Origin of the sequence: Pseudomonas sp. PDM28 (assembly GCF_019219115.1) — a bacterium.
GTDB lineage: Bacteria > Pseudomonadota > Gammaproteobacteria > Pseudomonadales > Pseudomonadaceae > Aquipseudomonas > Aquipseudomonas laurylsulfatiphila.
The window spans coordinates 126,703-153,168 of sequence record NZ_JAHUWG010000010.1; the positions used below are offsets into that span (position 1 = coordinate 126,703).

Annotated in this window: 20 protein-coding genes and 2 pseudogenes; 13 read left to right on the forward strand and 9 right to left on the reverse strand. The window is 57.6% G+C overall.

What is annotated here, in order from left to right; genetic code table 11:
* Positions 1 to 2: 2 nt before the first annotated feature.
* Positions 3 to 1,766 (reverse strand): IlvD/Edd family dehydratase, encoded by a 1,764-nt coding sequence (locus KW841_RS22675; protein WP_218479844.1) that lies wholly within the window; start codon positions 1,764 to 1,766, stop codon positions 3 to 5.
* A 140-nt stretch (positions 1,767 to 1,906) separates the two neighbouring features.
* Here KW841_RS22675 and KW841_RS22680 point away from each other — a divergent pair, with 140 nt between their 5' ends.
* Positions 1,907 to 2,791 carry a LysR family transcriptional regulator gene (locus KW841_RS22680; protein WP_218479845.1) on the forward strand — a complete coding sequence of 295 codons (885 nt, stop codon included), beginning with the start codon at positions 1,907 to 1,909 and terminating at the stop codon, positions 2,789 to 2,791.
* Between the two features lie 310 nt (positions 2,792 to 3,101).
* Here the strand turns inward: KW841_RS22680 and KW841_RS22685 are convergent.
* Positions 3,102 to 4,528: pseudogene (locus KW841_RS22685) on the reverse strand (IS1182 family transposase).
* A gap of 99 nt (positions 4,529 to 4,627) precedes the next feature.
* On the opposite strand from KW841_RS22685, the gene KW841_RS22690 reads away from it, so the two are divergent.
* Positions 4,628 to 4,987 carry a hypothetical protein gene (locus tag KW841_RS22690; RefSeq protein WP_032829424.1) on the forward strand — a complete coding sequence of 120 codons (360 nt, stop codon included), beginning with the start codon at positions 4,628 to 4,630 and terminating at the stop codon, positions 4,985 to 4,987.
* Positions 4,988 to 5,339: 352 nt separating this feature from the next.
* Complete coding sequence (locus tag KW841_RS22695) at positions 5,340 to 6,374, forward strand: sensor domain-containing diguanylate cyclase (RefSeq protein ID WP_218479846.1); 1,035 nt, start codon at positions 5,340 to 5,342, stop codon at positions 6,372 to 6,374.
* A gap of 53 nt (positions 6,375 to 6,427) precedes the next feature.
* On the opposite strand, the gene KW841_RS22700 is transcribed toward KW841_RS22695, so the two are convergent.
* Both KW841_RS22700 and KW841_RS22705 read right to left on the reverse strand, forming a co-directional pair.
* The gene (locus tag KW841_RS22700; protein ID WP_218479847.1) at positions 6,428 to 6,826 is read right to left on the reverse strand and encodes a DUF5329 domain-containing protein; all 399 of its coding nucleotides are present in this window, start codon (positions 6,824 to 6,826) and stop codon (positions 6,428 to 6,430) included.
* Between the two features lie 504 nt (positions 6,827 to 7,330).
* Positions 7,331 to 8,896, reverse strand: coding sequence for an arylsulfatase (locus tag KW841_RS22705; RefSeq protein ID WP_371319528.1), 1,566 nt, complete (start codon positions 8,894 to 8,896; stop codon positions 7,331 to 7,333).
* Between the two features lie 376 nt (positions 8,897 to 9,272).
* Between KW841_RS22705 and KW841_RS22710 the strand changes: the two genes are divergently transcribed.
* From KW841_RS22710 to KW841_RS22750, 9 genes and pseudogenes are all read left to right on the forward strand, one after another.
* Complete coding sequence (locus tag KW841_RS22710) at positions 9,273 to 10,079, forward strand: lytic transglycosylase domain-containing protein (protein WP_218479849.1); 807 nt, start codon at positions 9,273 to 9,275, stop codon at positions 10,077 to 10,079.
* Between the two features lie 275 nt (positions 10,080 to 10,354).
* Positions 10,355 to 11,509, forward strand: coding sequence for a two-component system response regulator (locus tag KW841_RS22715; RefSeq protein ID WP_218479850.1), 1,155 nt, complete (start codon positions 10,355 to 10,357; stop codon positions 11,507 to 11,509).
* A 38-nt stretch (positions 11,510 to 11,547) separates the two neighbouring features.
* Entirely contained in the window at positions 11,548 to 15,963 is a 4,416-nt protein-coding gene (locus KW841_RS22720; RefSeq protein WP_218479851.1) for a response regulator, read from the forward strand.
* 249 nt (positions 15,964 to 16,212) lie between these two features.
* Positions 16,213 to 16,554 (forward strand): transcription initiation protein, encoded by a 342-nt coding sequence (locus KW841_RS22725; protein WP_218479852.1) that lies wholly within the window; start codon positions 16,213 to 16,215, stop codon positions 16,552 to 16,554.
* Positions 16,555 to 16,625: 71 nt separating this feature from the next.
* Entirely contained in the window at positions 16,626 to 17,033 is a 408-nt protein-coding gene (locus tag KW841_RS22730) for a hypothetical protein (protein ID WP_218479853.1), read from the forward strand.
* 335 nt (positions 17,034 to 17,368) lie between these two features.
* Positions 17,369 to 18,502 carry an aminotransferase class V-fold PLP-dependent enzyme gene (locus KW841_RS22735; protein ID WP_218479854.1) on the forward strand — a complete coding sequence of 378 codons (1,134 nt, stop codon included), beginning with the start codon at positions 17,369 to 17,371 and terminating at the stop codon, positions 18,500 to 18,502.
* A gap of 285 nt (positions 18,503 to 18,787) precedes the next feature.
* A complete protein-coding gene (locus KW841_RS22740; RefSeq protein ID WP_218479855.1) occupies positions 18,788 to 19,192 on the forward strand; it encodes a DUF6632 domain-containing protein in 405 nt (134 codons plus the stop codon).
* A gap of 39 nt (positions 19,193 to 19,231) precedes the next feature.
* A pseudogene (locus KW841_RS22745) lies at positions 19,232 to 19,318 on the forward strand (isochorismatase family protein); the annotation flags it as partial.
* Between the two features lie 116 nt (positions 19,319 to 19,434).
* Complete coding sequence (locus KW841_RS22750; RefSeq protein WP_218479856.1) at positions 19,435 to 19,812, forward strand: cytochrome c; 378 nt, start codon at positions 19,435 to 19,437, stop codon at positions 19,810 to 19,812.
* Here KW841_RS22750 and KW841_RS30135 read toward each other — a convergent pair.
* Both KW841_RS30135 and KW841_RS22755 read right to left on the reverse strand, forming a co-directional pair.
* A complete protein-coding gene (locus tag KW841_RS30135) occupies positions 19,798 to 20,085 on the reverse strand; it encodes a MerR family transcriptional regulator (RefSeq protein WP_371319534.1) in 288 nt (95 codons plus the stop codon). The genes KW841_RS22750 and KW841_RS30135 overlap by 15 nt on opposite strands.
* 76 nt (positions 20,086 to 20,161) lie before the next feature.
* Positions 20,162 to 20,779 (reverse strand): LysE family translocator, encoded by a 618-nt coding sequence (locus KW841_RS22755; protein WP_218479857.1) that lies wholly within the window; start codon positions 20,777 to 20,779, stop codon positions 20,162 to 20,164.
* 65 nt (positions 20,780 to 20,844) lie between these two features.
* Between KW841_RS22755 and KW841_RS22760 the strand changes: the two genes are divergently transcribed.
* Positions 20,845 to 21,762 carry a LysR family transcriptional regulator gene (locus tag KW841_RS22760; RefSeq protein WP_218479858.1) on the forward strand — a complete coding sequence of 306 codons (918 nt, stop codon included), beginning with the start codon at positions 20,845 to 20,847 and terminating at the stop codon, positions 21,760 to 21,762.
* An 87-nt stretch (positions 21,763 to 21,849) separates the two neighbouring features.
* On the opposite strand, the gene KW841_RS22765 is transcribed toward KW841_RS22760, so the two are convergent.
* The 3 genes from KW841_RS22765 to KW841_RS22775 form a co-directional block, all read right to left on the reverse strand.
* Positions 21,850 to 22,962: a class II histone deacetylase gene (locus KW841_RS22765; RefSeq protein ID WP_116582171.1), complete on the reverse strand. Its 1,113-nt coding sequence runs from the start codon at positions 22,960 to 22,962 to the stop codon at positions 21,850 to 21,852.
* Positions 22,963 to 23,026: 64 nt separating this feature from the next.
* Positions 23,027 to 24,490 (reverse strand): cytosine permease, encoded by a 1,464-nt coding sequence (locus KW841_RS22770; RefSeq protein ID WP_218479859.1) that lies wholly within the window; start codon positions 24,488 to 24,490, stop codon positions 23,027 to 23,029.
* A 176-nt stretch (positions 24,491 to 24,666) separates the two neighbouring features.
* Entirely contained in the window at positions 24,667 to 26,454 is a 1,788-nt protein-coding gene (locus KW841_RS22775) for a choline dehydrogenase (RefSeq protein WP_218479860.1), read from the reverse strand.
* Positions 26,455 to 26,466: the final 12 nt, after the last annotated feature.

Here is a 26,466-nt window from a genome sequence, read left to right on the forward strand (position 1 = left end):
GATCATGTACGCGGAACAGCGCCATTGAGGGTCGAGGCCTGCAAGAAATCAAAATCCACACCGGTGTCAGCTTGAGTGACCGTTTGCAGGAACAACTTGTGGTAACCACGATCGCCGGTCGGTATCACGACCGGCCTGGCTTCGGAACGGCGGCGCATTTCCTCATCCGAGATCAGCACCGAAATCTCCCGATTCGACAGACTGAGGCGAATGCGGTCCCCGTTCTGGACATAGGCGAGCGGACCGCCGACTGCCGCTTCGGGGGTGACGTGAAGAACGATGGTGCCGAATGCCGTACCGCTCATGCGGCCATCGGAAATTCTGATGATGTCCTTCACGCCGGCTTTGGCCAGTTTTTGCGGGATAGGTATATAGCCCGCCTCTGGCATGCCCGGTCCGCCCTTGGGGCCAATGTTCTTGAGTACCAGGACATCCTCGGGAGTGACGTCCAGTTCATCGCTGTCGATGCGGGCAGCGAGGTCCTCCATATTCTCGAAAACCACGGCACGGCCTTCATGCTCCATCAAACCTGCGTCAGCCGCCGATTGCTTGATGATTGCACCGCCAGGCGCCAGGTTGCCTCGAAGTACTGCAATGCCTCCCTGGGGATAGATGGGCTGCAGAAATGGGCGCACTACATTTTGATTGAAGGCCGGTTCGCCTCGTTCGAGTTCTTCGCCCAAGGTCCGCCCGGTAACGGTCAGCGCTTCAAGGTTGAGTAAGGGTTTTAGTTCACGCAGCAGCGTGGTCATGCCGCCGGCATCGTGAAAATCCTCCATGTACTGGGTGCCAGAAGGCTTGAGATCCACCAGTACTGGCGTCTCACGGCTCATCCGGTCCAAGGCGACCAAATCCACTTCCAGTCCCATGCGTCCGGCAATGGCAGTGAGGTGGACAATACCGTTGGTGGATCCACCAATGGCCAACAGCACACGCATGGCATTCTCGAAAGCAGCCGGGGTCAGGATCTTGTCGATGGTTCGGCGTTGGCGAGCCATGTCGACGATGCAAGTGCCGGTTTCTTCAGCAATGCGCATGCGATCCGAGGTAACGGCTGGGGGTGTCGCGCAACCCGGCACGGTCATGCCCAGTGCTTCAGCGATACAGGCCATTGTGCTGGCGGTGCCCATGACAGAGCAGGTCCCCACGCTCGCGACCAGTCGGCTATTAACGTCGGCGATTTCAACGCCGTCTATCTCGCCGGCACGGAATTTACCCCAGTAGCGTCGGCAGTCTGTGCACGCCCCGACGCGCTCACCCCGGTGACTGCCCGTGAGCATTGAACCGGTAATCAACTGGATGGCGGGGATACCGGCGGAGGCGGCGCCCATCAACTGCGCTGGAACGGTTTTGTCACAGCCACCGACCAGGACGACTGCATCCATAGGTTGAGCCCGAAGCATTTCCTCAGTGTCCATCGACATCAGATTGCGCAGGTACATGCTGGTGGGCGCCGAAAAACTTTCACCGATCGAGATCGTTGGAAATTCCATTGGCAAGCCACCAGCGTGCTGGATACCACGCTTCAGCGCTTCCACCAGTTGGGGCATGTTTCCGTGACAGGGGTTGTACGCACTACCGGTGGAGGCGATGCCTATGACGGGTTTCTCAAGCGCACCGTCGGTGTAACCCGATCCTTTGATAAACGCTTTTCGTAGAAACAGCGAAAAACCTTTGTCTCCATAGTTGGTGAGGCCTCGGCGAAGGCCTGAAGTTTCACTCGAATCTTTCGGGGCATTGGAAGGCAAATCATCGTCAAAAGGCATGGCGTCATATTCCGGGTTGCGTAGGGAACGGGAATGCTGTGTCGCCATACTAGGAACGCTTACTCATCATGTGAAATATATTGTTATGATCAGTTTCATCACAAAGTGTGATGCGAACTCAGAAAATGGAGTGCCCGGAAGTGAATTTGAAAGCGCTCAGATGCTGTGTCGAAATAGCCCGTCAAGGCAGCTTTACCAAGGCGGCACACACGCTTCATATCGCCCAGCCTGCATTGAGCATGGCCGTGACTCGCCTTGAGGAAGAGTTGGACGTCATCCTTTTCAACCGTGCGCCACGACAAATTACGGTCACGGCTGAAGGGCAATGCTTTCTGGGCCGTGTCGAACTGGCGCTGTTGGAGCTGGACATGGCACGCCAGGAACTGCGTGACATGGCTCAACTGCACAGTGGCGAAATAAAGTTGGGCGTACCACCGATGTTCGGGATCAACTATGTCCCGGATCTGCTCAGCGCCTTTCGGCGTGAGTACCCCGGAATCGTGATGACCGTCATAGAAGGCAGCGCGGACGCGATTAGCCAGCGCCTCGAAAATCGCGAAATCGACGTAGCGTTGCTCGAATCTCGGCGAGTGGGAAGCGCATGGGAATCGGTGCTGCTTGGCAACGACGAGATGGTGTTGTGCATGAGGGAGGATCATGCACTGGCTACTGAGCCTCACCTCGAAGCCCATCAGTTGCAAGGCGAAGAGATGGTGGTGTTCGATCAGACATTCCTTCAACGCCATCTGCTCGATGCCTTCTGCAAGGCCTCTGGCATCAGCTATCGGATTGCACTGCAAAGCAACTTTGTATCCCTTGTGACAAAAGCGACGTTCGACGGAATGGGGATATCCACGCTCCTGCGCTCAGTACAGGAACGCGAGCCGGGGATCGTTGGAGTGCCGTTCAAACCAGCCCAGACAATGAGCTTCAGGTTATGTTGGCGAGCGAACGAATACCTTTCCCTGGCGAACAAGCGTTTCGTCGATTTTGCCCAGACTGCTGGTTTCTTCAACAGAACGTAAGTTTGAGATGCAGGCAAACAAGATAATTACCAAATCGACTCATCGGTAAGCATATCCAAGCAGCCACCCACATGACCGCCTATAGCCGGATCTATAATTTCTCGAAGTATAGCTATCGGCTAATCTGCCGATACTGACCGGCAGCTTTGGGTCCAGAGTGTGTAAAAACGCTCATGACCTTATCGCTTTCGATCATCGACGTTCGTTGACTGAGCGATTACGCAGTCAATGCCGCGGCTCGCATTAGTCGCGACCTAGAACCCGTCAACGCTGTTTTTATATCTTCTGGGAAGGTCAAAAATTGGCCTTTTTAGGACAGCGCCTTCATCAAACGGTTAGCACCGATGTTGTTCATGACCCGTTTCAAGTTGTAGGCAAGCACGTTCAAGCTCATCTCCGCACTCACCCCGGCGAGCTTTCGGGTCAGGAAGTGCGTCGCACCCATCCATTGTTTCAGCGTCCCGAAGGGATGCTCAACTGTCCGTTTTCGGACTCGCATCATCTCCGGCACGTTGCTCAGCCGGAGCTGCATTTCCTCCAATACAGCTTCATGCTCCCAGCGTCGAACTCGTCGTTCCGTGCTCGGTGTGCATTGCGATTTCAACGCACAGCCCTGGCAGTTCGAACTCCAGTAACGGTGCAACTTCAGGCCTTTTTCAACGTTGGAGTAGCGCCAAATGAGTGTCTCACCAGCCGGACAAATGTACTCGTTTTTGGGCGTGTCATAGATGAAGACATCGTTATTGAAACGCCCGCCAGCCTTTGCTCCCGAGGTCATTGGCTTGGGCACATAGGCAGTGATGCCGGCATCGTGACAAGCCAAGATTTGTTCGCTTTTGAAGTAACCTCGGTCAGCCACTACCGATAGTGTTTCTGAAGCCATCGCCTCGCGGGCCTGCTTGGCCATCGAGATGAGTTGATCGCGGTCGGAACCGACGTTGGTGACCTCATGCGCAACGATCAAATGGTGTTGAGTATCGACCGCCGTCTGCACGTTATAGCCGACGATTCCCGTACCGCGCGTCATCATGGAGCGGGCGTCTGGATCGGTCAGTGAGACCTGTTTGTCCGGTGATTCGTTGAGCTGGATTTCGATCGTTTGAAGCTCTTTCATTTGCGCCTTCATCTTGGCGATTTTCTCTTCCAGCCGCGCAGTCTTGGGCTCAGAGGAGTTTGGTTCTTGCCGATCGGCAGTATCGAGTGCTTCCAGGTAACGGTTGATGCTCGATTCAATTTCTTCCATTCGCCGCTTCAGTTTGGCGCTGGTGAAATTACGGTCGCGATTGTTGACTGCCTTGAATTTGCTGCCATCGATGGCGACCAGATTTTCTCCGAACAATCCCAACTGCTGACAGAGCACAACAAACTGGCGGCAGACGCCTCGGAGGGCTTTGCTATTGTCTTTTCGGAAGTTGGCGATGGTCTTGAAATCGGGCATCAAACGCCCGGTTAGCCACATCAGTTCGACGTTGCGTTGGGCTTCTTGTTCCAGGCGCCGGCTCGACTGGATGCGGTTGAGATAGCCGTAGATATAGATCTTCAGCAAAATCGTGGGGTGGTAAGCAGGTCGGCCAGTGTCGGCTGGAATAACGCCTTCAAAACCCAGTTTGACAGGTCGAGTTCATCGACGAAGACGTCGACTACGCGCACCGGGTTGGTATCGCCGGCATAGTCATCGAGGCTCTCGGGAAGTAAAGTACTTTGGCCTCGATGTTCACCTTGAATAAAGCGCTTCATAGGCGATCCTTGCGATGATTTCCGAGGAAATTATAGGTGGTCGCGCAGGTTCAAGAGAGCATCTTGATGGAGCTTGCCAACAGATAGTAGGGAATCACAATGGCTGAATACCGTTACACGAACGCGGACAGATTGAGTCAGCTTAAGGAACTAGAGTCAGCACTGCCCGAACTGATACGGGTCGCTAGTTCCACTCCAGCGATGACTTACGTTGAAGATTATCGTCTGGCGTTGGCGAAGGCCGTTGAGCTTCAAAAAGAGGGTTTTACCCAAAATGAACTATCAGCCCTAGCGCGAGCCATCCCGGATGTTTTCGATCGACATAAAGATTGGATGCCACCCATGCACCAGATAGAGACTGGTGAATGGGTTGAGCACGAGTGGTGGACGTTACTTGATGAAAAATTACAACCTGTCCTAAACCTTGCCAGAACATTGCAAACGCTTGGGTACTACTAGCTAACTGTGGCAGCAATGTTGATTTATTCGCTTCCGACTTTGACGGCTTTCGTTTTTACACACTCTGGGCCAGAAGCAGTCGCTCCTTGGTTCGCTCGAGAGCAATCCGACCGCAACTACAGAGTGGCCTGAAGTGAGTATGACTGGCAGGATCAGGCCACCGTGATCCAGTCTCTTTCGCGAGCACCAGCCCATCAATACTTGCGGAAATCGCGCGCCTGCGAAAATTTCAGGTCCGTCTCAAGGAGTGAGCGCGCTGGCAGTCTCTGTCAGATTGGTGAAGCCCTTCACTGTTCAGTAATCTGCCGATTAGTCGATAATTGAAACACCACCTAACTATCGGCACGTCCAAATGGATCAGATTCTTTCCCTTCTCTCCGAGACCATCCCAAAAGCCAAGACCCTGGAGCAGCTTACGCGTCCCTTGCTGGCTTTGCTCAGCAAGGTAACCGGTATGGAGTCGACCTATCTGACGACCATTGATACTGACGAAGGTGTCCAGCGTGTCGAATTCGCACGCAACGTCGGTGACATGGTGATTCCTGAAGGGCTGGTCGTGCCTTGGACAGATACTCTGTGCAAGCGGGCGCTGGACGAGAACCGAATGTACTCGGATAACGTTGCCGAATGTTGGAGCGACTCGGAGGCCGCTACGGCCTTGGGCATCAGAACTTACGTGAGCGCGCCCATCACATCCCAGGATGGACAAGTGCTGGGGACGGTATGTGCCGCCAGCTCGGATCAGGTGGCCCGCTCCCCTGAAGCGGAACCCTTGCTGTTGCTGCTCTCAGGGTTGCTGGGATACTCCCTTGAGCGTGGGCTGCTTGTTGAGCGACTCCAGGCTGCCAACGCCGAGTTGGCCAAGCTGGCCCTGACAGATCCACTGACCGGCCTGTCCAACCGCCGTGCCATTCTAAACGATGCCGCGCGACTGTTCGCCCTGGCCCAGCGGGAGAACAAGTACATCCTGATGGGGGTCATCGATCTGGATGGTTTCAAGTTCATCAACGATACCCGCGGCCACCTGGCAGGAGACCAGCTACTGCGCGGTGTGGTCGCCCAATTGCAGCATGGCCTCAGAACCAGCGACATCATCGGACGTACTGGAGGTGATGAGTTCATCGTGATTGCCTTGGGCACACCATCCGAACACTCGAACCTGGAAAAAGACATGCAAGACGCCGCCGAACAACTTCAGGATCGCCTTTCCAAAGCGACGATAGGGCGATATGAACTGGGCCACGGACTGGGTGATATTCACTATACCGGCGCGAGTGTCGGGGTCGTGGCAGTGATACCGGGCAGCATGACAGTGGACGAGGCCACAAAACTGGCAGACCGCGAGATGTATAAGGTGAAACAGCAGCGAAACCGTCAACGGTTGTAGGAAAAAGCGCTTCGGCGAACAGGCGAACCAAGTTCACGCAGGAGCGGCAAAAATCAATGAAGCTGCCGTTGCCTCCGTAGTTCCCTCTTCAGCCAGGTGCCCGCCGGTTGTGCGCCTTCTGGACATCGCACCTCATAGGCTCGGCCACTCATACTGCTTCTAGTGGCAGCAAGATCGATGAAGTCTTCTGCGCTGTTCACCATATTCTTGCCTTCGAGATAATTCAGCTTCTTCTCCAGATGCGCCCGAGCCCGGGGACCAGAGAATTCGTCCCCGTTACGCACAAACTGACATTCACTATGCTCGACAAAGTCCAGCAAGCCCCTTATCTCTTGAGTGGCTTGAGGTGTGGCTTGAGCCTGCACATTGGTTACGATTGCGATAAGGCTGATACCAGTTGCCATCATGAACTGGCTGATGGGCCTGGTCGCCGCTCCTATCCACATACGCATGATTCATCCTCGCGCTGAAAGTGGAATGAATGTAGCTACCTCCAGCAGCTACCACCTATGTGCCAAGGGCTTTGCGAAACCCTTCGTCGATGTGTTTTTGTTGCTGCACCGGCAAGTCTCGTGCGCTGTATATCGCAAAGCCCAAAAATACGATGAACGTCCGTAAAATCAGTTCGAGCCCGAACCTGCTCCAGAATGAATCGTCCATACCATGCAGCCCCGATGATAGTCCTTGAGTTGTACTGCCTGTAAACGTCTGATGAAATCGAAGGGCACCTTGCTATCGTTATCCTGGGTGGGTTAGTGACCTCGCGCACGCGTTGCACGTTAGAAGCGTTGAAAGGGTTTGACAGGTGTTTTGCTGTGTTGATGTCGGTGACCCTGACGGTCATTTGCGTGGTGAACACATACTGATCATCGGGAAATGCAAGTTGCAGTCGGGCCATGTCTTGCGCTCGTCGCTTGGCGAAACAGCGGACGGAATCAACCGCCCGCAAATGAGATTTACTGGGCCGGTTTAAGCTGCTGCACCTGCTGCATGACCTTCGCTGCCTTGAGCGACTGGTAGTTGATGTTCGCAGGATTGAGATTGACGCCTTCCTGGAACGGATACTGCGACAGCGTGGCGAGAAACTTCTGCACCTTGTCCTGTACCGGCACGAACAGCCAGGCCTGATCCCCCATCCAGCGCGCATACATGCGTGACTCGTAGGGCGCCGTTTCGTAAGGATCAGCTTTCAGATTGGTGATGATGGGCATGTTGCTGACCTTGCGCGAACCTGACGCGACACCGCCTTCGACGTTGGCGAAACTCACCTTCCAGTCACGCCAACGCAGTGCATTCAACTCACCGCCCATGCCGAAATAGAAGTACTCCTCACGGGGGCTCTCCTTCACTTCACCTTTGAAGAACGGCAAGAAGTCATAACCATCGAGATGCACCCTGAATGGTTTGCCATTGAGCGTCATGCCCTTGGCCAGGCTCTCCGCAAGATTGGGCAGGCCCGCCGCAGTGGCCAGGGTTGGCATCCAGTCGTTATGCGCAATCAGCGTGTTGCTGTGACTGCCCGGCTTGAGGACACCCGGCCACTTGACCAGCAGCGGTACCCGATGGCCGCCCTCGAACGATGACCCTTTCTCGCCGTGAAACGGCGAGCTGCCTGATTCGGGCCAGGTTGCCTTCTGGGACCCGTTGTCGGTGGTGTAGATCACGATGGTGTTATCGGCGATACCGAGATCGTCGAGCTTCTTCAGCAACTGGCCGACCTGTTCGTCATGTTCGACCATGCCGTCAGGATAAAGGCCGATCCCTGTCCTGCCATCCGAACCTTCCTTCAGGTGAGTCCAGACGTGCATTCGCGTGCTGTTGAACCAGACGAAAAACGGTTTTTTTGCCGCATGGGATTTATCCATGAAATTTTCGGCGGACTGCACAAACTCATCGTCGATGGTCTCCATGCGCTTTCTGGTCAGTGGTCCGGTGTCTTCGATCTTGCCGTCGGCGTAGGAGTGGATCACCCCGCGCGGGCCGTATTTCTTCCGGAACTCAGGGTCCTTCGGGTAGTAGTAGGTTTCCGGTTCTTCCTCGGCATTCATGTGATAAAGATTGCCGAAAAATTCGTCAAAACCATGCTTGGTCGGCAGGTGTTCGTCGCGATCACCAAGGTGGTTCTTGCCGAACTGTGCGGTGGCATAGCCCTGTTGCTTCATGGCATCGCCGAGGGTCGGCGCCCAGTCCGGAATACCATGGGGCGAGCCTGGCATACCGACCGTCAGCAGCCCGGTGCGAAACGGATGTTCGCCGAGGACGAACGCAGCGCGCCCGGCAGTGCAGGTTTGCTCCCCGTAGGCATGGGTGAACAGAGTGCCCTCCCTGGCGATACGGTCGATGCTGGGCGTCTCGTAACCCATCAAACCCTGGTTGTAGGCGCTGATATTGCTGACGCCGATATCGTCGCCAAAGATCACCAGGATATTCGGTTGAGGTGCCGCATTGGCCAACGCCATCCCCCCAAACAGCGGGACAGCCACCAACGCAATGCGTAGCAAGCATTGTCGAGCACACAGCATTTCTTGTTCTCCGATCAACGAACTGTGGCAACAGAGCAGCGAAACAGCCCGACCTGGGCTTGATCGCACTGATTGATTGCCACTGTTGTTCACAACCGGACGATGATCGGTAGCACCATCGGACAAATTGTATTCATGCCCGGTGATATGACTCTGGTTGATGACGGCCTATCGCGGGGGCTGATCGCAATCTACTTTGTGGTGACAGGCCGCTATGGGTTGCAAGCAGCCCGTACGTCAACGCAAGTTCCAAGGCCGGTTACAAGGCGTATAACTATCAGATCAAAAGGCGGGTCACCCGGAACAGGCCCTCCAACGGCAGCGCCCGGGCCAGCCGCCCCTGGGCTGATCGGCGTCTGCGGCGCGGAGCGATGTGATGAGTTGCAGAGCATGGCGATGGGCTCGCAAGAGCCTTCTTGGCTGCATCGAGCTGACCTTGCTGGTCGCTCCACTGTGCGCCAGCGCCATGTACAAGTGCCAAGCCAGGGACGGAGCCATCAGCTACAGCAGCCAAGCCATCGCCAGCGCCCGCTGCACTCGCCTCAATGGCATGGCGGGCGCCGGTGTCGGCGCCAAGGCAATGGCCCTGCCACGGGTTGTGCGGGACGACAACTCAGACGCGGTGCGGGTTAGGGTATTCACCTTCCTCCACAGGGGTGTTCGTCAATATGTGAGCCGGCGCCCCGTCGGGATTTCCGCACGGGTCAATGTCATTGATCTCTATTTCATCAAAGGCTGCTACCTGTGCAGGGCGCCGAAGGATTTCAAGGTCGCCTCACTGCGCCTGGACACCCAATCCTATCGGCGGGAGATCGAAGCCGCTTCAGGTCTATATGGTGTCGATCGGGCGCTGGTCCGCGCCGTGATACATGCCGAATCGGCGTTTCGCCCCTACGCCATTTCCGAAGCCGGCGCCCAGGGGCTGATGCAGTTGATGCCCGCCACCGCCGCGCGTTTCGCCGTGGACGATCCGTTCGACGCACGACAGAACATTCGTGGCGGCGTGCGCTACCTGGCCTGGCTGCTCAAGCGTTTCAACGGCAACCAGGTGCTGGCGTTGGCAGGCTACAACGCCGGCGAAGCGTCCGTGGTCGAGTACAACGGGGTGCCTCCCTACGCCGAGACGCAATCCTACGTCACCCTCGTGCAGTCCTTGACCGAACGCTATCGCAACCATCGCTAGTAGCGTAAGGCACATAACCCGCAATAGGTAATACGCCGGGTGGAAAATGGCTCAAACGAACTTTCACGATCACCGGTCGCTATCGGCTGTGGATTCAACCGGTTGATGCAACAGATTGGCTGAATCGTTCACCGGGGTTTCGCAATTCCGTGTTGTCCGAGGGCGACTTTTGAGCGGCCTTGATTCTCCATCAGCAATTGCGATGAATAGAGCTACGCTTGTCTGCAATGGAGGGACTTTGCGCGGTCCTTCATAGGGCAGCGGAGCCAAAAGACATGGGTATTGAACAGGATGTTTATCCTGCAGCCACCGTTCTGGTGGTCGATGACACGCCAGACAACTTGATGCTGATGACCGACCTGCTCAAGGACAGGTATCGGGTCAAGGCCGCCAACAGCGGCGAAGCGGCGTTGCGCGTGCTACAAAGTAATCCGCTGCCGGACCTGATCCTGCTCGACATCATGATGCCGGGGTTGTCGGGTCATGACGTGGCCCGGCAACTGCAGCAAGATCCGCGCACCCGCCAGATTCCAATCATTTTTCTCACTGCCCTGGCGTCATTGGAAAACGAAATCCAGGGCCTGGAGCTGGGCGCGGTCGACTACATCACCAAGCCGATCAGTCCGCCATTGGTCCTGGCCCGGGTGCAGACCCAACTGAAGATCAAGGCCGCGGCTGACTTCCTTCGCGATCAGAACGATTTTCTCGAGCAGGAAGTCCAACGCCGCACCCGTGAAGTGGTAGCCATTCAGGATGTCACTATCCAGGCCATGGCTTCGCTGGCCGAGACCCGCGACAACGAGACGGGCAACCACATCCGTCGTACCCAACACTACGTCAGGCTGCTGGCTGAACTGCTGCGCGATCATCCGCGTTTCAACCCGTTCCTGAACGATGACAGCATCCGCCAGCTGTTCAGGTCGGCACCGCTGCACGATATCGGCAAGATCGGTATTCCTGATCACATCCTGCTTAAACCGGGGCGCTTCACCCCGGAAGAATTTGAAATCATGAAAACCCACACCACTCTGGGGCGCGATGCCATCCAGCGTGCCGAGGATCAGTTGGGCCTTTCGGTGGACTTTCTGCGCATGGCCAAGGAAATCGCCTACAGCCACCAGGAAAAGTGGGATGGCAGCGGCTACCCGCAGGGACTGGTTGGCGAAGAAATCCCGATGAGTGCCCGATTGATGGCGGTGGCGGATGTCTATGACGCGCTGATCAGTCGTCGTGTGTACAAGGCGGGAATGCCGCACGAACAGGCCGTGGAGATCATTCGGCAGGGGCGCGCTAGCCACTTCGACCCAGACGTCTGTGATGCCTTCCTTGCCAACGCCGAGCAATTCCATCTCATTGCCGAGCGCTTTGCGGATAGCGACCAGGACATGGCCATGCTGATCGACCTGCAACGCACTCTCCAGAAACCCTGAACGGTCAACGCGCCGGTTTTTCATCAACGGGAATTGCCATGACCCGAGTACTCGCTCAACTTGAACGCCTGCCTCTTCGTATCAAGCTGATTCTCGGCTTCGCGACGTTAGGGGCGCTGGTTCTGGTGCTCGGCGTGCAGAGCCTGCGTACCCAGGATTTGTTGAAAGCGGATATGCAGAGGCTGTACCAGCATGAGTTAGCAGGTATTGAACCCTTGCAGGAAGCACGGGTGCAGATGTCGCATCTCATGCAGGGATTGCAGCATGCCGTCGGCGGCAACAACGCAGAGGATCGTAGCAAGGGCGTCGAGCAATTTCGCGAGGCTCGACAACATCTTCAAGAGGCGCTGCTGCAAACACAACCGACCCTCTGGCGCGAGGAAAACCAGGAGCGATTCGCCACGTTCGAAGTTTTGTTGAAGCGTTTGCTGCACGACGGTGAGGCAGCACTGGAGCTGGCCAGTGCAGGGGATCAAGCGCAAGCCTTGCGGATGATCAATAGCGTCGGGTTCCAGGGGGTGGATGAGCGAGGAGACAACTTGCTCAAGCAGATGGCGCGAATCAAACAGGCCTCCATTCATGACACGGCCAAACAGATCGCAGACTTTGCCGGGCGCAGCACCCGGCTCACTTATCAATTGCTGCTGGGCGGCCTGGCACTGGCGTGGTTGATGGGCTGGTTGATCAGCCGTTCGATTCGCCTGCCCCTTTACCGGGTTCGCGCCGCCGTTGACGAGCTGACCGCCGGCCGACTGGACGGGACGATTCCCCATACCGACCTGCAAAATGAAACCGGTGATCTGGCGCGTGCCATCGCGACGCTGCAGACCGAGTCGCAACAATTGGAACGCCAACGCTGGGTCAAGGCACAAACGGAGCAACTCCAGGCCGACTTGCCACAAGCGGAAACGCCACGGGAACTTGCCCAGGTCTTTTTGCGGCATATGGCGAGCATGCTCGGCATCTGCCGAGGCGTGCTCTATAGCGTGCAAGAGCAGGATGAAAGCCTGCAATTGATTGGCGGTTACGCGACCGATCCCGATTACCCGCCGGCGCCGACGGTGGCTCTGGGAGCCGGCCTTCTAGGACAATGCGCGCTGGATCGTGCGCCCCGCGAATTGCAGGGGTTGACGCAGCCGCTCGGACGGTTGCATTCGCAATTGGGTGAAGTGCCGGCCAGCTATCTGCTGGTGCAGCCGGTTTTGCGTGGTGAGCGTCTGCTCGGCGTGCTCGAACTGGCGGGTCATCAAGCGCTGGGGGCCCGTGAACAGTCGCTGTTGCAGGAGGCCATGCCACGCTTGGCCGGAGCCATGGCGGTGATGGAGCGTCATCTGGCTGTGCAATCCTTGCTGAGCGAGACCCGGCGCCAGGCCGATGAAATGGGTCAGCAGGCCTTGCGCCTGGAGCTGCAATCGAAGGAGCTGGAGGCACAACAGACTGCCTTGCGTGCCACCAAGGCCTGGTACCGCGCGATCCTCGAGGCGGCACCGGACGGCATGATCGTCATCAATGCCGAGGGCGAAATCCTGATCACCAACCCGCAGCTGGACACGCTGTTCGGTTATGCCACAGGTGAGTTGGTGGGCGAGACCATCGAGCGGCTGGTGCCTGATGCGGCGCGCGGTCGGCATGTGGCGTTGCGCAATGGCTTCATCGCCCATGGCAACACCCGGCAGATGGGCGCGAACATGGACGACCTCAAGGGCCTTCGCAAGGATGGCAGCCTGTTTGCCGTGGAGATCGGCCTGTCGCACTTGCCGCTTCTGGAGGGGCGTGGCACCTGTATCTGCGCCTCGGTTCGCGATGTCAGCGAGCGGCGGCAGATGCAAGCGGCGCTCAAATCCAGCGAAACGCAGTTGCGTGCGGTACTGGACAGCAGTCCGGTGGCCATGCTGATCCGTGGCGATGATGGCCGCCTGAGTTACTGCAACCCGGAGCTGGAGGGTCTGTTCGGCGTCAGCCGCGAGCAACTTGGCGAGATCGAAGAAAGTCACTTCTGGTGCGACGCACAGGCACACGACCGTTTCCTGGCCGCAGCCGCCAAGGGCGCGGTTTTAAACTTCGAGGCCAGCCTGCAGCGCGATGGAGGAAAGCGTTTCGAGGTCTTGCTCTCGGCCGTCCCCCTGACACTCGGTGAGCGCAACATCAGCGCCAGTTGGTATTACGACATCACCGACCGCAAGGCCGCCGAGGCGCAAGTGCAGCACGCCCGGGAGATCGCCGAAGAGGCGACACGGGCCAAGAGCGAATTCCTCGCCAACATGAGCCATGAAATCCGCACGCCGATGAATGCCATTATCGGCATGAGTCACCTGGCGCTGCGCACCGACCTCGATAACCGGCAACGCAACTACATTGTGAAGGTGCATCGCTCGGCGGAGAACCTGCTGGGGATCATCAACGACATCCTCGATTTCTCCAAGATCGAAGCCGGCAGGATGGACCTGGAGCTTATTCCGTTCCGCCTGGAAGACGTGCTGGAGAATTTCACCAACGTGGTGGGCCTGAGAGCCGAGGATAAAGGCCTGGAACTGCTCTACAGCACGGTAGCCGATCTGCCGACTGCACTGATTGGCGACCCGCTGCGGCTGGGCCAGGTCCTGGCCAACCTGGGCAACAACGCGACGAAGTTCACCGAACAGGGTGAAATCGTGCTGGGCATCGAACGCGTCGGGAGTGACGAGGGCAAGGTCGAGCTGCATTTCTGGGTGCGCGACACGGGCATCGGCATGAGCGAAGAGCAATGCCGGAGAATTTTTCAGTCTTTCATCCAGGCCGATAGTTCCACCACTCGCAAGTATGGAGGGACCGGCCTGGGCCTGGCGATTTCCAAGCGTCTGGTGGAGATGATGGGAGGCCGCATCTGGGTCGAAAGTACACTGGGCAGCGGTTCGACGTTTCACTTTTGCGTAAGTCTGGGCCTGCAGGCAGCGGCGACTGCGCGGCGCATGTTCACCGCCGATGAGCTGCTGGGCATCCGCGTGCTGGTGGTCGATGACAACGCCAGTGCCCGGGAAATTCTTTCGGGCATGGCGCACAGTTTCGGTGTCGAAGTGGACGTCGCCGAAAGTGGTCGCATGGCCCTGCGCATGCTGGCACAGGCCGAGAAAGATTCGTTGCCGTTCGACCTGGTCCTGATGGACTGGCGGATGCCGGGCATGGATGGGGTGGAGACGGTCCGCCAGATGCGCTCCGCCAACCTGGCACGCACACCGTCAGTCATCATGGTCACCGCCCTGGATCGCGAGGAGTTACTTGAACAGGCCAGGCACCAGGACGTACATCTGCCGGTGGTGCTGACCAAGCCGGTCACGCCGTCCACCTTGCTCGAAGCCATAGGCACAGTGTTCGGCAAAGTGCCCCAAACCGCTACCCGCGCCCATGAGCGCACCGAGCAGAGCGCTGACAACGTGGCACGCCTGAAGGGTGCGCGCCTGCTGCTGGTGGAGGACAACGAACTGAACAGGGAGCTGGCGTGCGACTTGTTGCAAGAGGCAGGCATCGAGCTCGAGCTGGCATTCGATGGCCAACAGGCACTCGACTGGTTGGCCCGGGACGACGATTTCGACGGTGTGCTGATGGACTGCCAGATGCCGGTGATGGACGGCTATACCGCGACCCGCAGGATTCGCCAGCAATCGAACTTCGCGGCATTGCCGATCATCGCCATGACCGCCGACGCCATGACCGGGGACCGCGAACGCGCCCTGGCCTGCGGCATGAATGACCACCTGTCCAAGCCATTGGATATAGACAGCATGTTCGCCACGCTGGCCAGGTGGATCAAGCCACGCCCCGGGCGTGGCGGCCGGGCGCGGGAGACGAGCGTTGCCGAGACATCAGGACAGTTGCCCACCGAGCTTGCAGGTATCGATCAGGTCGCCGGGCTGGCTGCCTGCTCGGGCAAGACTGCCCTTTACTTGCGACTGTTGCGCACATTCCATGAGACCCAGAAGAACTTCGTCGAACAGTTCAAAACGGCAATCACCGATGCCGATCCGACGGCGGCTGTTCGAATGGCTCACACGTTGCGTGGTAACGCGGGGAACATCGGCGCCAGGGCGCTGGCACAGGCTGCAGCCCAGCTGGAACAAGCGTGCCGGGCTGGCGAGCCGAGCGATGGCGTGCAAGCTCACTTGACCGAGGTCAGTCGGTGTTTGATACCCGTTTTGAGCGCGCTGGCGCTTTTGCCCGAGGAAAAAACGGCTTCAGGGGCGCAGCCGCCGCAGCACGAGGCGGAAGTCAGTGGCCGGCTCACCCGGCTCAGGCAATTATTGGCCGAGAGTGACACCGCCGCCATCGAGGCGCTTGAAGAGTTACGGCGCCTGTCCCTCGATGATGCATTGGCCAGGCGTCTGAGCCGGGTAGCGCAGCAGCTTGAGCGCTTCGACTTCGATCGGGCACTGGCATTGCTGCAAGGCGAAATCGAACGCTCCGCCCTGCCCCCCGAATGACCGTCACTTCGCCATTCTGGATTTTGTATCAATCACCTATTGCAGGCGCCAAATGACTGGCTGCCAGGGTCGTTTTCAGTCCCTCGCAACGTGCAGCTTTCGGCCAGGAGTTGTCGCCGACGAGCGGCAGCCTTGCGGAGGCCCAATGCGCTAGCCTTTAAACGCTTGCCCGAGCAGCCAGCGAGCCCATTGGACGGTGCAGGCCGCCCGCAGGCATCACGACCGCCATCAATTCCCGGAAGAAGCACAGTGGCCAAATACCTGATCTCTTTTCCAAGCGCGGCGATGGTAGTGCCCGATGGCGAATGGGAAGCGGTGCGCCGCGACTCACACGCTGTGATTGATGAGGCGAAAAACGCCGGTGTCTACGTCTTCGGCGGCGGAATCGACAACGACGTACCGCCCGTACTGGTCTCTGCCGACGGCGCGGTTGCAATGGGCGGCTATCCTTGGGCGCCCAAGCTCGACGGCGGCTTCACCGTGCTGGAACTGCCTTCGCGCGATGAGGCCATAGCGTGGGCAGCGCGCATCGCCAAGGCCTGTCGCTGCGACCAGGAACTGCGCGTCTTCGGGTTCGACCCGCAGTCCTGAGGGCAGCACTGAAACCGGCAAGAGCGGCCTGACACTTCATTCATTGCAGATCATCACAGGTACGCCCCACCATGCGAAATCCACTCAAGCATTCAAGCGTTCGTCTTGGTTTTCTACTGGGTGTTATCTCAATGGGGCTGACCGCTTGCACCAGCGACGAGAACATGACTGCAGCGACTAAAGAAATTACTCGACCACCTGTCGATGACAGCGAGACGTCGTCTGTGCGAATCACAACCAGTTGGCTACAACACTCACTTAGCCAAACGGGTTGCCTGCAGCACGCCAGAGTGGCTCTTACAAAAGCCAGATATTTTGTTGAAGCAGGAGAAAGATCAGTCTATGGGTTGCGTGAAGGCATGACTTTTTCGATTCGCTGCGACTACGAAGGCGTTGCCTTTCTTGCAGTAGCTTACCGCCACAGGCCAAGTACTCAAACCCAGGATCGGATCCTGAATGAAATCACCAGGCTATTTTAAGGACTGCAGGCGAGAGCTATTGGCGCTCCCCCGCAGCGAGACCAATGCCGGTCCTGATCTCTGCACGCATTGGACTTCCCCTTCCCGGACGGTGCCTGGAATACGTCTTTGAGGGATGGCCGGATGTCCGCTTCACGCCCTGAGGAAGCAGGAACCTTCAAGACCCACTCTCCCATAACTCAGCAGCCACCTGCGAGCATTGCCACGCCTAGCAATCGACCTGATGATGCCAACCGCTCGACAGAAGTCGCCATTCAATCCCGAGCAATCTTGTCATTTGCCAAGGCTTAGGGCAGGGTCGATACCACTGAGATCTCTGTCAAAGGAGTCACCCCATGTCAAAGCTCTATCCCAGTATCGATCCCGAGGGGCTGGTCGAGTACTCGGTGGTCTACACCGACCGCTCGCTCAACCACATGTCGCAGTCATTTCAAGGCGTGATGAAGAACATTTCCACGACTCTGAAACAGGTCTACAACGCCCAGGCTGTTGCGGTGGTCCCGGGCAGCGGCACATTCGGCATGGAAGCGGTGGCGCGACAGTTTGCCACCGACCAGCCATGCCTGGTGATACGCAATGGCTGGTTCAGTTATCGCTGGAGCCAGATCCTTGAGATGGGCAACATCCCGGCGGCCACCACGGTGCTGAAAGCCCGACCGGTCGACACGGGTCGCCAGGCGGCCTACGCCCCACCCCCTCTGGACGAAGTGCTGGCAGCCATTGCGGCTTCGAGGCCGCAGATAGTCTTCGCCCCCCACGTTGAAACCTCATCGGGGATTATCCTGCCCGACGAGTACCTGCGGGCCGTGGGCGACGCCGTGCATGCGGTGGGTGGCCTGTTCGTGCTGGACTGCATCGCCTCAGGCACCATTTGGGTTGATATGCACAAATGCGCAGTCGACCTGCTGATCAGCGCACCGCAGAAAGGCTGGAGCGCCTCCCCTTGCTGCGCCCTGGTGATGTTCAGTTCCCTGGCCCTTGGCCGAATCGAGCAGACGCAAAGCAGCAGCTTCGCCTGCGACCTGAAAAAGTGGCTGCAGATCATGCAGGCCTACGAACAGGGCGGACATGCCTACCATGCGACCATGCCCAGCGATTCCCTCACGCGATTCAACGAAGTGATGAAAGAGACGCAAGCCTACGGTTTCGACAAGGTCCGCGACGAACAACAGGCGCTGGGCGATCGGGTGCGCGCAATGTTGACCGGCAAAGGTTTCAAAAGCGTGGCTGCAGCCGGCTTTCAAGCCCCTGGCGTAGTGGTGAGCTACACCGACGATGCCGACATCAAGAGCGGCAGGAAATTTGCCGACCACGGCCTGCAAATCGCCGCCGGAGTGCCGTTGCAATGCGACGAACCGGCCGACTTCCAGACCTTCCGCATCGGCCTCTTCGGACTCGAAAAGCTGCACAATATCGAGCGCACGGTCAGCACCCTCGAGCAGGCGCTGGACGAGGTGATGGTTAACTAAGGTTCTTCACGGAATCCCGGGGGAACACAGATAACGAAATATCTGTAGGAGCTGCCGAAGGCTGCGATCTTTTGATCCTCAGCAATCTCCAGATCGCAAAAGCAAGATCAAAAGATCGCAGCCTCCGGCAGCTCCTACAGGGGCACACGTGCACCACCAAGCAACGAGGCCTATGCTTGGTCTACTGCCGGAACTGATTGAGCAGATTGTTATCCACCAAGCCCGTGAAGGCGTTATTACCCCACTTGGGGTCAAATTAGAGTCAGGCCCAATGAGGAGTCCGCCATGACCTTAGTCGATCGCCTCAGGTATTTGCGTGTCGTCCTGGTTTTGGCTGGCCTCGCCTGCCTTGCTCTCTACCCACTTATGCTGTTCTGGCCGTCCGGCTGGGCCTGGCACGTCGGTCATTCGGACTACCCGATGATGATCGTTGGCATCTACGCCACACTTGGCGTGTTCTTGATCCTGGCCGCACGTGATCCATTAGCCCATCTGAGCCTGATCTGGTTCACCGTGTGGTCCAGCGCCGTACACGCAGCAATCATGGCCGTCCAGACGGTCACCCAGCCGGGGCAAATGGGGCACTTGGCAGGTGACGTGCCGGCGCTCTTCATCGTGACGGTTGCCTTGGCCATCTTGACGCCCCGCTCGCAATTGGCCGCTCGGCCCGGGACACACAATCGGGCCTGAGAACGGGCATGAAACGACTTTCATCCCGGGTGTGCTCACGTGACAGGAATGAAAACTCGATACTGCGTAGACAGTACTTGCCGTGCTGCCCGCGATTTGGGTTTCGATGCAGTACTCATCGCCGATCGACCCAAGCCAAGGGGCGACCAGACTGCTTGGGGGCCGACGCGACGGCTGATATCTTTCCCGCGCACCAGTTCGCGTCCGATCGACGCTGAGCCCATCAAGGAAGATAAAAAACAATGAAAATACTGTTCATCGCTTCGCTGGGAATTTTATCGCTGACTCAAACTTCACTGGCCTTCGCGGATAATGCCAATGGAAAAAATCTCTATCTACAGCGATGCAGCATGTGCCACGGAACAGATCTCAAGGCAACAGGACCACTGGCCAATAAAAGCAATCCACCTACGCCTGATCTGACAACGTCCGCTTTCAAAAAGCGATTGAATGATTATCCGGGCGTGATTGTCTCTTCGATAATACTCCGCCCAAATGGCGACTTGATTCCAGGAACCTTGCGTAAGAATGGTGTAAAGCTATCGCCGAACGCATGGAGCGTTAAAGACCTGCGCGATTTGAATCAATACATGGGTGGTGTGATTTCACAAAAACGATGATCTTGAAGTGCCGGGCCCTGACGCCCGCGCTTGACTCTGTCCCTTGGGGCAACCCCTACCCTGCCTTGTCCATTTCAGGCTCCGCCGTCCCGGCTTGAACCCCACCGCCTGGCCCGTGCGGATCATCTGCACCAGCGTCAGGCGATGGGCCGTGTACAACCGATAACTGCCACGGCGCTGCAGGCTCAGCAGGTCCATCTGCTCATACAAACGAATGGCTTTGGCAGTGCACCCCGAATAGCGGTCATTCAAACTGCCCAAGTAAAGACTCATACACAAAAGAGTCAGGTCGAGAAACACCTCGAACAGGCGGTGTGCTTCAAAGGCCCTGCGCAAGGGCTAATTCAACTCAGGCTGAACGCTGAGCGATTGTCAGTAATATCCCGAAGCTCACGAGCAGGCCGCCAAAAACTCGGTCAATCCATAGTCGTGCAGCCACCAATTTTTCGCGCACCATTCCCGCTGAGAAGCAAAGCGCGACGAGGCTGAACCACACTGCGTGCGCCCCAGCGATAAACAGCCCATATGCAATTTGCATTGTCAGGGCGGTGTCCGGTTGTATAACACCCATGAACAGACTGACGATGAAGATCGATGTTTTCGGATTCAACGCGTTCGTGAGAAATCCCGTCCGCAGAGCTGCCAGATCGGACATGGCGGGCGGCGGTGCGTCCAGCTGTTCGATAGCCGGCTTGGAACGAAGCATCTGGATGCCTAGATAGACGAGATACGCAGCTCCAGCCAGCTTCAGTGCATTGAACAACCAAGGCGTTTGTTGAAGCACTAACCCTAGTCCGAGCAGCGTATAGCAGACGTGGACAAGCACCCCCATACCAATTCCTGCAGCTGTGAGGACGCCCGCCCGTCGAGACAGTAGCAATCCGTTGCGAGAAACCATGGCGAAATCTGGCCCAGGACTGATGCATGCGAGTATTGTAATGGTGATTACTGCTATCCATTCGCTCATGCGACACCCTTCAATTACTGGTAGTAGAAAGCGATGTTTACAGATCCTGCTCTTTGGTAATAACGATGATTTCTGATGAACATAGTGACTTCAAATCACTAATCACCGAGGCTCGCCTGCCTTCTCTGCTCGCGTTGCGTTGCTTCGAATCCGCCGGACGGTTCGAAAACTTCGCCCGCGCGGCTGACGAACTGCACCTGACACCAGGTGCCATAAGTCGAGCAGTGCGTTTGCTTGAAGAGGATCTGGGCGTTGACCTGTTCGAGAGGCGTAACCGAAGGGTTTTTTTAACTGACGCCGGCAAACGCCTGGCGAAAGCAGTTAGTGAAGGGCTTGGATTGATGAACCAGGCAGTTCGCGAGATACGCACCGACGCCCGTCGTACCCGCCAGCTTGTCCTGTCCTGCGAGCCAACGCTTTTAATGCGATGGTTGATTCCTCGCTGGAACGACTTCCAAACACAACATCGGGGGCTGGACATTCATTTAGTGGCCGGCGGCGGCATCTTTTCATTCGACCATGGCATCGACTTGGCCATTCGGCGGGACGATTTTCCTCGCCCCTCCGACTATCATGCCGAGACCCTATTCCCTGAGAAGATCGGCCCTGTATGCCGGCCGGAAAAGGTAGATCAATGGTTTGGCAAAAGCAGGAAATGCCTGCGTTCCTCGGCCCCGCTGCTTCAAACTAATAGCCGACCTACAGCTTGGCAGGAGTGGGCTACTGCAAAAGGACTGCCCGCTCCCGCCATGGAGATGCAATCTTTTGAGCACTTTTATTTCAGCATCCAGGCGGCTGTCGCAGGCCTCGGGGTGGCCATTGGCCCATGGCACTTAGTGCGCGACGATATCCAGAGCGGCGTGTTAGCCGCGCCATTAGGATTTATTGAAGACGGCACACGCTATTGCCTGTTATCTCCCACCCCCCCTCAGCCAGGCAGCCTGGAAATGGATTTACTTAACTGGTTGCAGGCAGTGGGCTGAGTCCTGTCGAGGCGCAGCGCTTGTCAGCACTGGCGCCTCATCGCCAAATGGCTTGCCCCTTCGGTGGAAGGCTATTGAAATTCCCCGTTATTGCGCGCTCTTGGACCCATCAGGTACTCCCGTGAGAAGTTGTTCACACGCTCGTATCGCTGCGTCATGGTGCGGCAACAAGGCTTGTTCCGGAAGATTCGCGACTGTGTTCATCCATGGGTCCTCGACTGCGGTTCGCCGCCCTGCAAGTGTTTCAACCACAGCGAGACCGCAGAATGGTCCCATCAACGGATCGTAGCCCCCCTCATGCACAGCGACGACCCGCGATTTGCACACTTCTTCTGCCAGATTCATTACCTGAGTCGTCAGCTCGCGATATGCCCCGGAGTACAGGAGTTGGCGGCCAAAGGGGTCCATCGCAGCGGAGTCAAATCCGCTCGCAATCACGATGAGATCCGGTTGAAAACGGCGGACCGCAGGCATTACGACACGCTCGAATGCGCCCAGGTAGGCCCCTCGGCCCGACCCTGCGGGTAGTGGAATATTCAAGTTGGCACCCAGTCCGGGACCCGTTCCGATGTCTTGTACCTTTCCGCGTCCGATGGGGTAAAGGTCGTCCTGGTGAAGAGAGATCGTCAGCACTGACGGATCGTCATAAAAAAGGGTCTCGGTCCCGTTACCATGATGAACATCCCAGTCGATGACCGCGACTCGTTTCACCGCTCCTGTTTGCTGCAGATGGCGGATTCCGACCGCGGTGTTGTGGAATATGCAATAGCCCATCCCCTGACTGGCAATTGCATGATGTCCTGGCGGTCGAATGAGCGCGTAGGCGTTCGTCACAGTACCCGATACGACTGCATTGAACGCCGAGATGACAGCGCCTGCTGCAAGTCTGGCAATGTCTGCCGACCCTGGTCCGACGGGCGTTTCACCGTCGCCTGCATCGCTCCAGACAGGACCGGTCGGGTTCAGGATTCGGTCGACATACTCCGGAGTGTGTACCCGCAATAGATCGGACTCCGAGGCCGGGCTGAATGCTAACGGAACAAGGTATTGATCGAGGCCGCTTCGCTTGACGAGGCTTGCGAAGCGTCGCTTGGTATCGCCCTTCTCAGGATGGTCGATGGGTTCCTGCCACGGTAGGCTCCAAGCCCGCGTGTCATGAGTCATAAATCTTTCGTCCCAAATCCAGCCGGTTGTCGTCATGGTTCTAACTCTACTTTTTCGTGTCGATAGGGATAAATTCTTTGCCCGAAACATCGGACTGCCTTCATAGCTCGCCATCTATTCCTTCTTTTTCCACCAGGCTTCGCTCGTAGCTCAAATCAAGAGTCCGAGATGTGAGCAAATAGAGGAGGCTTGCGACTACAAGACCTACAAACATCGAGATGTCGATATCACCCATCCGGTGAGCTATCCATCCAGTGAAAGGCTCGGTGACAAAAAACGGCACCATCATCACCAGTGCTCCGATATAGGCGACGTTTCCTTGCCATCCCCACCGCCCGTAAATACCGGCCGGATTGAAGAGTTCGCGGATCGAATAACACCCCTTGCGAACGATATAAAAGTCCACCAGGTTTATTGCAGTCCATGGTGTGAACAGATAGGCCAGAAATACCAATACGTTGCCGTAGAAAACATTGAATTGTTCCTCCCCGACCATTGCCGCGACAAAGCCTACGGACAGGGTCATCGCGACGATTGTGATGCCCCTCAAAAACAACGATGGCCGGACCCGACGGAAACAGTCGACGATCGAGATCAGGGTCAAGCTGCCTCCGTAAGCGTTGAGCGCCATCACCACCAGAAGACCGATGAACAACAATGCGACGGCTATTCGACCACCTCCCGCCATCAGGGCGTCGCCGCCTTGCGCGATCGCCATGATGACGGAGACGCCGGGGGTCGCTGCCGCGAGCAAGGAGCCAAGGCCGATCACCCATAGCGCTGATATCGCTGAAGGCAGATAGGTCCACAGGAACGACGATCGAGTGGAAACGGTGGGTGGGAGGTAGCGGGAGTAGTCCGATACGTATGGCGCCCAACCAAGCTGGAAACCTGCGACGATTACGAAGGTGGTCGCGAACGAATGCCATTGAATGGGCCCCGGAGTGAAAGCACCCGAAGGAATCCCGCCCCGCGCCACCGCAGCAAAGGTGAGTATCACGACCGTCAAGGCCAGCGGTGCGACCAGGAATCGGTTAACCCGATGGATCCACCGGTAGCCATACAGCGCCAAGGTGCCGGCGATCAATACCGCAATTGGGAACCCCCAGGAAGTTGGAATCCCGAGGAGGAAATGCAGACTCGATCCTGCGAGGATCGCGTCGGCGACGTTGTAGTTGAAGTAGTTCACAAAGGCGAAGACCCACACCGTGATCGCGGCCCCTAAAAATCCGAACTGTGCTCTGGACTGAACTAACTGCGGTAGACCCAGGTGAGGCCCCTGCGAAGAATGCAGAGCCATGAAAAGGGTTCCGAACAGTGAACCGAACACGGTGGCAACCAGAGTCCAGAACAGTGAACCGCCAAGCGCCAGTGTGGTAACGCCGGTAGCCATTGCGGTCAGATTGATGTTGGCAACTAACCAGACCGCACCTAGATGTCGCACCGTGCCATGGCGCTCCGCCACCGGTACGAAATCTACAGAGCGCCGTTCCGCACCATCGAGTCGGCCCTGCTGAATGACAGGCGTCACCGTGGCTGTTTTCCCGTTTGATGTCGTTCCCATTTTCTTGTTTTCCTAATTGAGATTGATCGGGGCTGAATCACTGAGGCTTCATTCATCAAACTTTCCGGGGCACCCTCCAATTGCTGGTCAATCGCAGTAACTTTTATTACCTGTACAGCTGAAAGCAGAACGAAAGCTCGATTATGCGTAGCTTCGTTGCCCGGTAACGCTGTGACTCAACCCGCCACCATCGGCAGCTGTTGTCCCTTGGCATTTTCCAATAACGCGGCCGCTAGCCGATTTCGCTCGCCGGAATAGTCTCGGGTGATATTGGGGCCGCGTTGCCGGGTGGCCCATTGCGGATCTGCCAGTAACTCGGCGCCCTGCGCCTCCGGCAGGTGACGGCCACGGATCAGATCGGACAGCCGCTCGGCCAGCATCAGTGTTGGTGCCTGCAAGTCGCCAGCTGTGGCAGCGGGCATCAGCGAGGCATCTACCACCCGCAGCGCCTCCACGCCACGCACCCGACCGTCGGGGAATGTCACCGCAGCTTCGTCGCTGCCCATACGACAAGTGCCGCAGGGATGGTAGGCGCTTTCCAACTTCTGCTTGAGAAAGGCATCTATGGCGGCATCGTCCTGCACTGCCGCGCCCGGGGCCAGTTCTCGACCCCGATAAGGGGCGAAGGCCGGCTGAGCGAAGATTTCCCGCGTCAGGCGAACGCAGGCCCTGAACTCCGTCCAATCATCGCTATGGGTCATGTAGTTGAAGCGTACTCGCGGCAAACTTTCCGGACGGGCGTCACGCAGCCTGACCCAACCGCGGCTCTTCGAACGCTTTGTGCCGACATGCACCTGGAAGCCGTGCCCGGCGGCGAGTGTCTGTCCGTCATAGGAGATGGCCAGCGGCAGGAAGTGAAACTGGATGTCGGGATAAACGATGCCCGCCCGGCTGCGAATATGACCGCCGCTCTCGAAGTGGTTGGTCGCACCAGGCCCGCGCCGGGTAGCGAGCCACTCGATACCGATCCTGGCCTTGCCCAGAAGGCTCTGGGTGGGAAACAGGCTAACCGGCTGGGTGCACTCCATCTGAAGGTAGAGCTCCATATGATCCATCAGGTTTTCGCCCACTTCGGGTGAGTCATGGATCACTGCAATACCCTGCTGCGCGAGCTCCCTCGCAGGTCCCACGCCCGAGCGCTTGAGAATCACCGGAGACATGATGGCCCCAGCTGACAGGATGACTTCCCGCGTGGCCATGGCTCGCGCAGGCTTGCCCGCTACCGAAAACAAAACACCGGTTGCTCGTCGGCCATCGAACATCACTCGATCAACCAGGCCGCCCTTGATTACACGTACGTTCCCCCGGGCGATGGCAGGCCGCAGATAGGCCCGGGCAGCGCTCATGCGGCGCCCGTCGCAAACGTTCATTTCCATCGGCCCGAAGCCTTCGTGCTGCCGATTGTTCATGTTGTCACTTAAAGCGTAGCCGGCCTCGTTTCCGGCTTTGACGAAGGCCCGATAGAGTGGATTGGTTTCCGGCCCCCGCTTGATGTGCATGGGCCCATTGACCCCGCGCAGAGAGCCTCCGCCCTCGACGTTTTCCAGACGCTGGAAGTAAGGGAGCACGTTGGACCAGCGCCAGCCATCGGCACCCAGCGCCTCCCATAGTTCATAATCCATGGGGTTTCCGCGAACCCAACACATGCCGTTGATCGACGATGAGCCACCCAGCCCTTTGCCACGGGGCAGGTTCACTTGCCGCCCATCCAGGCCAGGCTCCGGCTCGGTCTTCATGCCCCAGTTGAAGCGTTTGGTGTTCATCGGGATCGACAGTGCGGCCGGCATCGACACGAAGAGCGAGGCATCGCTGCCACCCGCCTCGATCACCAATATCCGCAAGTCCGGGTCTTCACCAAGGCGATTGGCCATAACGCAACCGGCTGCGCCGGCACCGACGATGATGTAGTCATAGCGCCCTTCGTCTTGCGGGTTGGATAACGATGTTTGCTTTAGAGTCGACATGGTAATGATTCC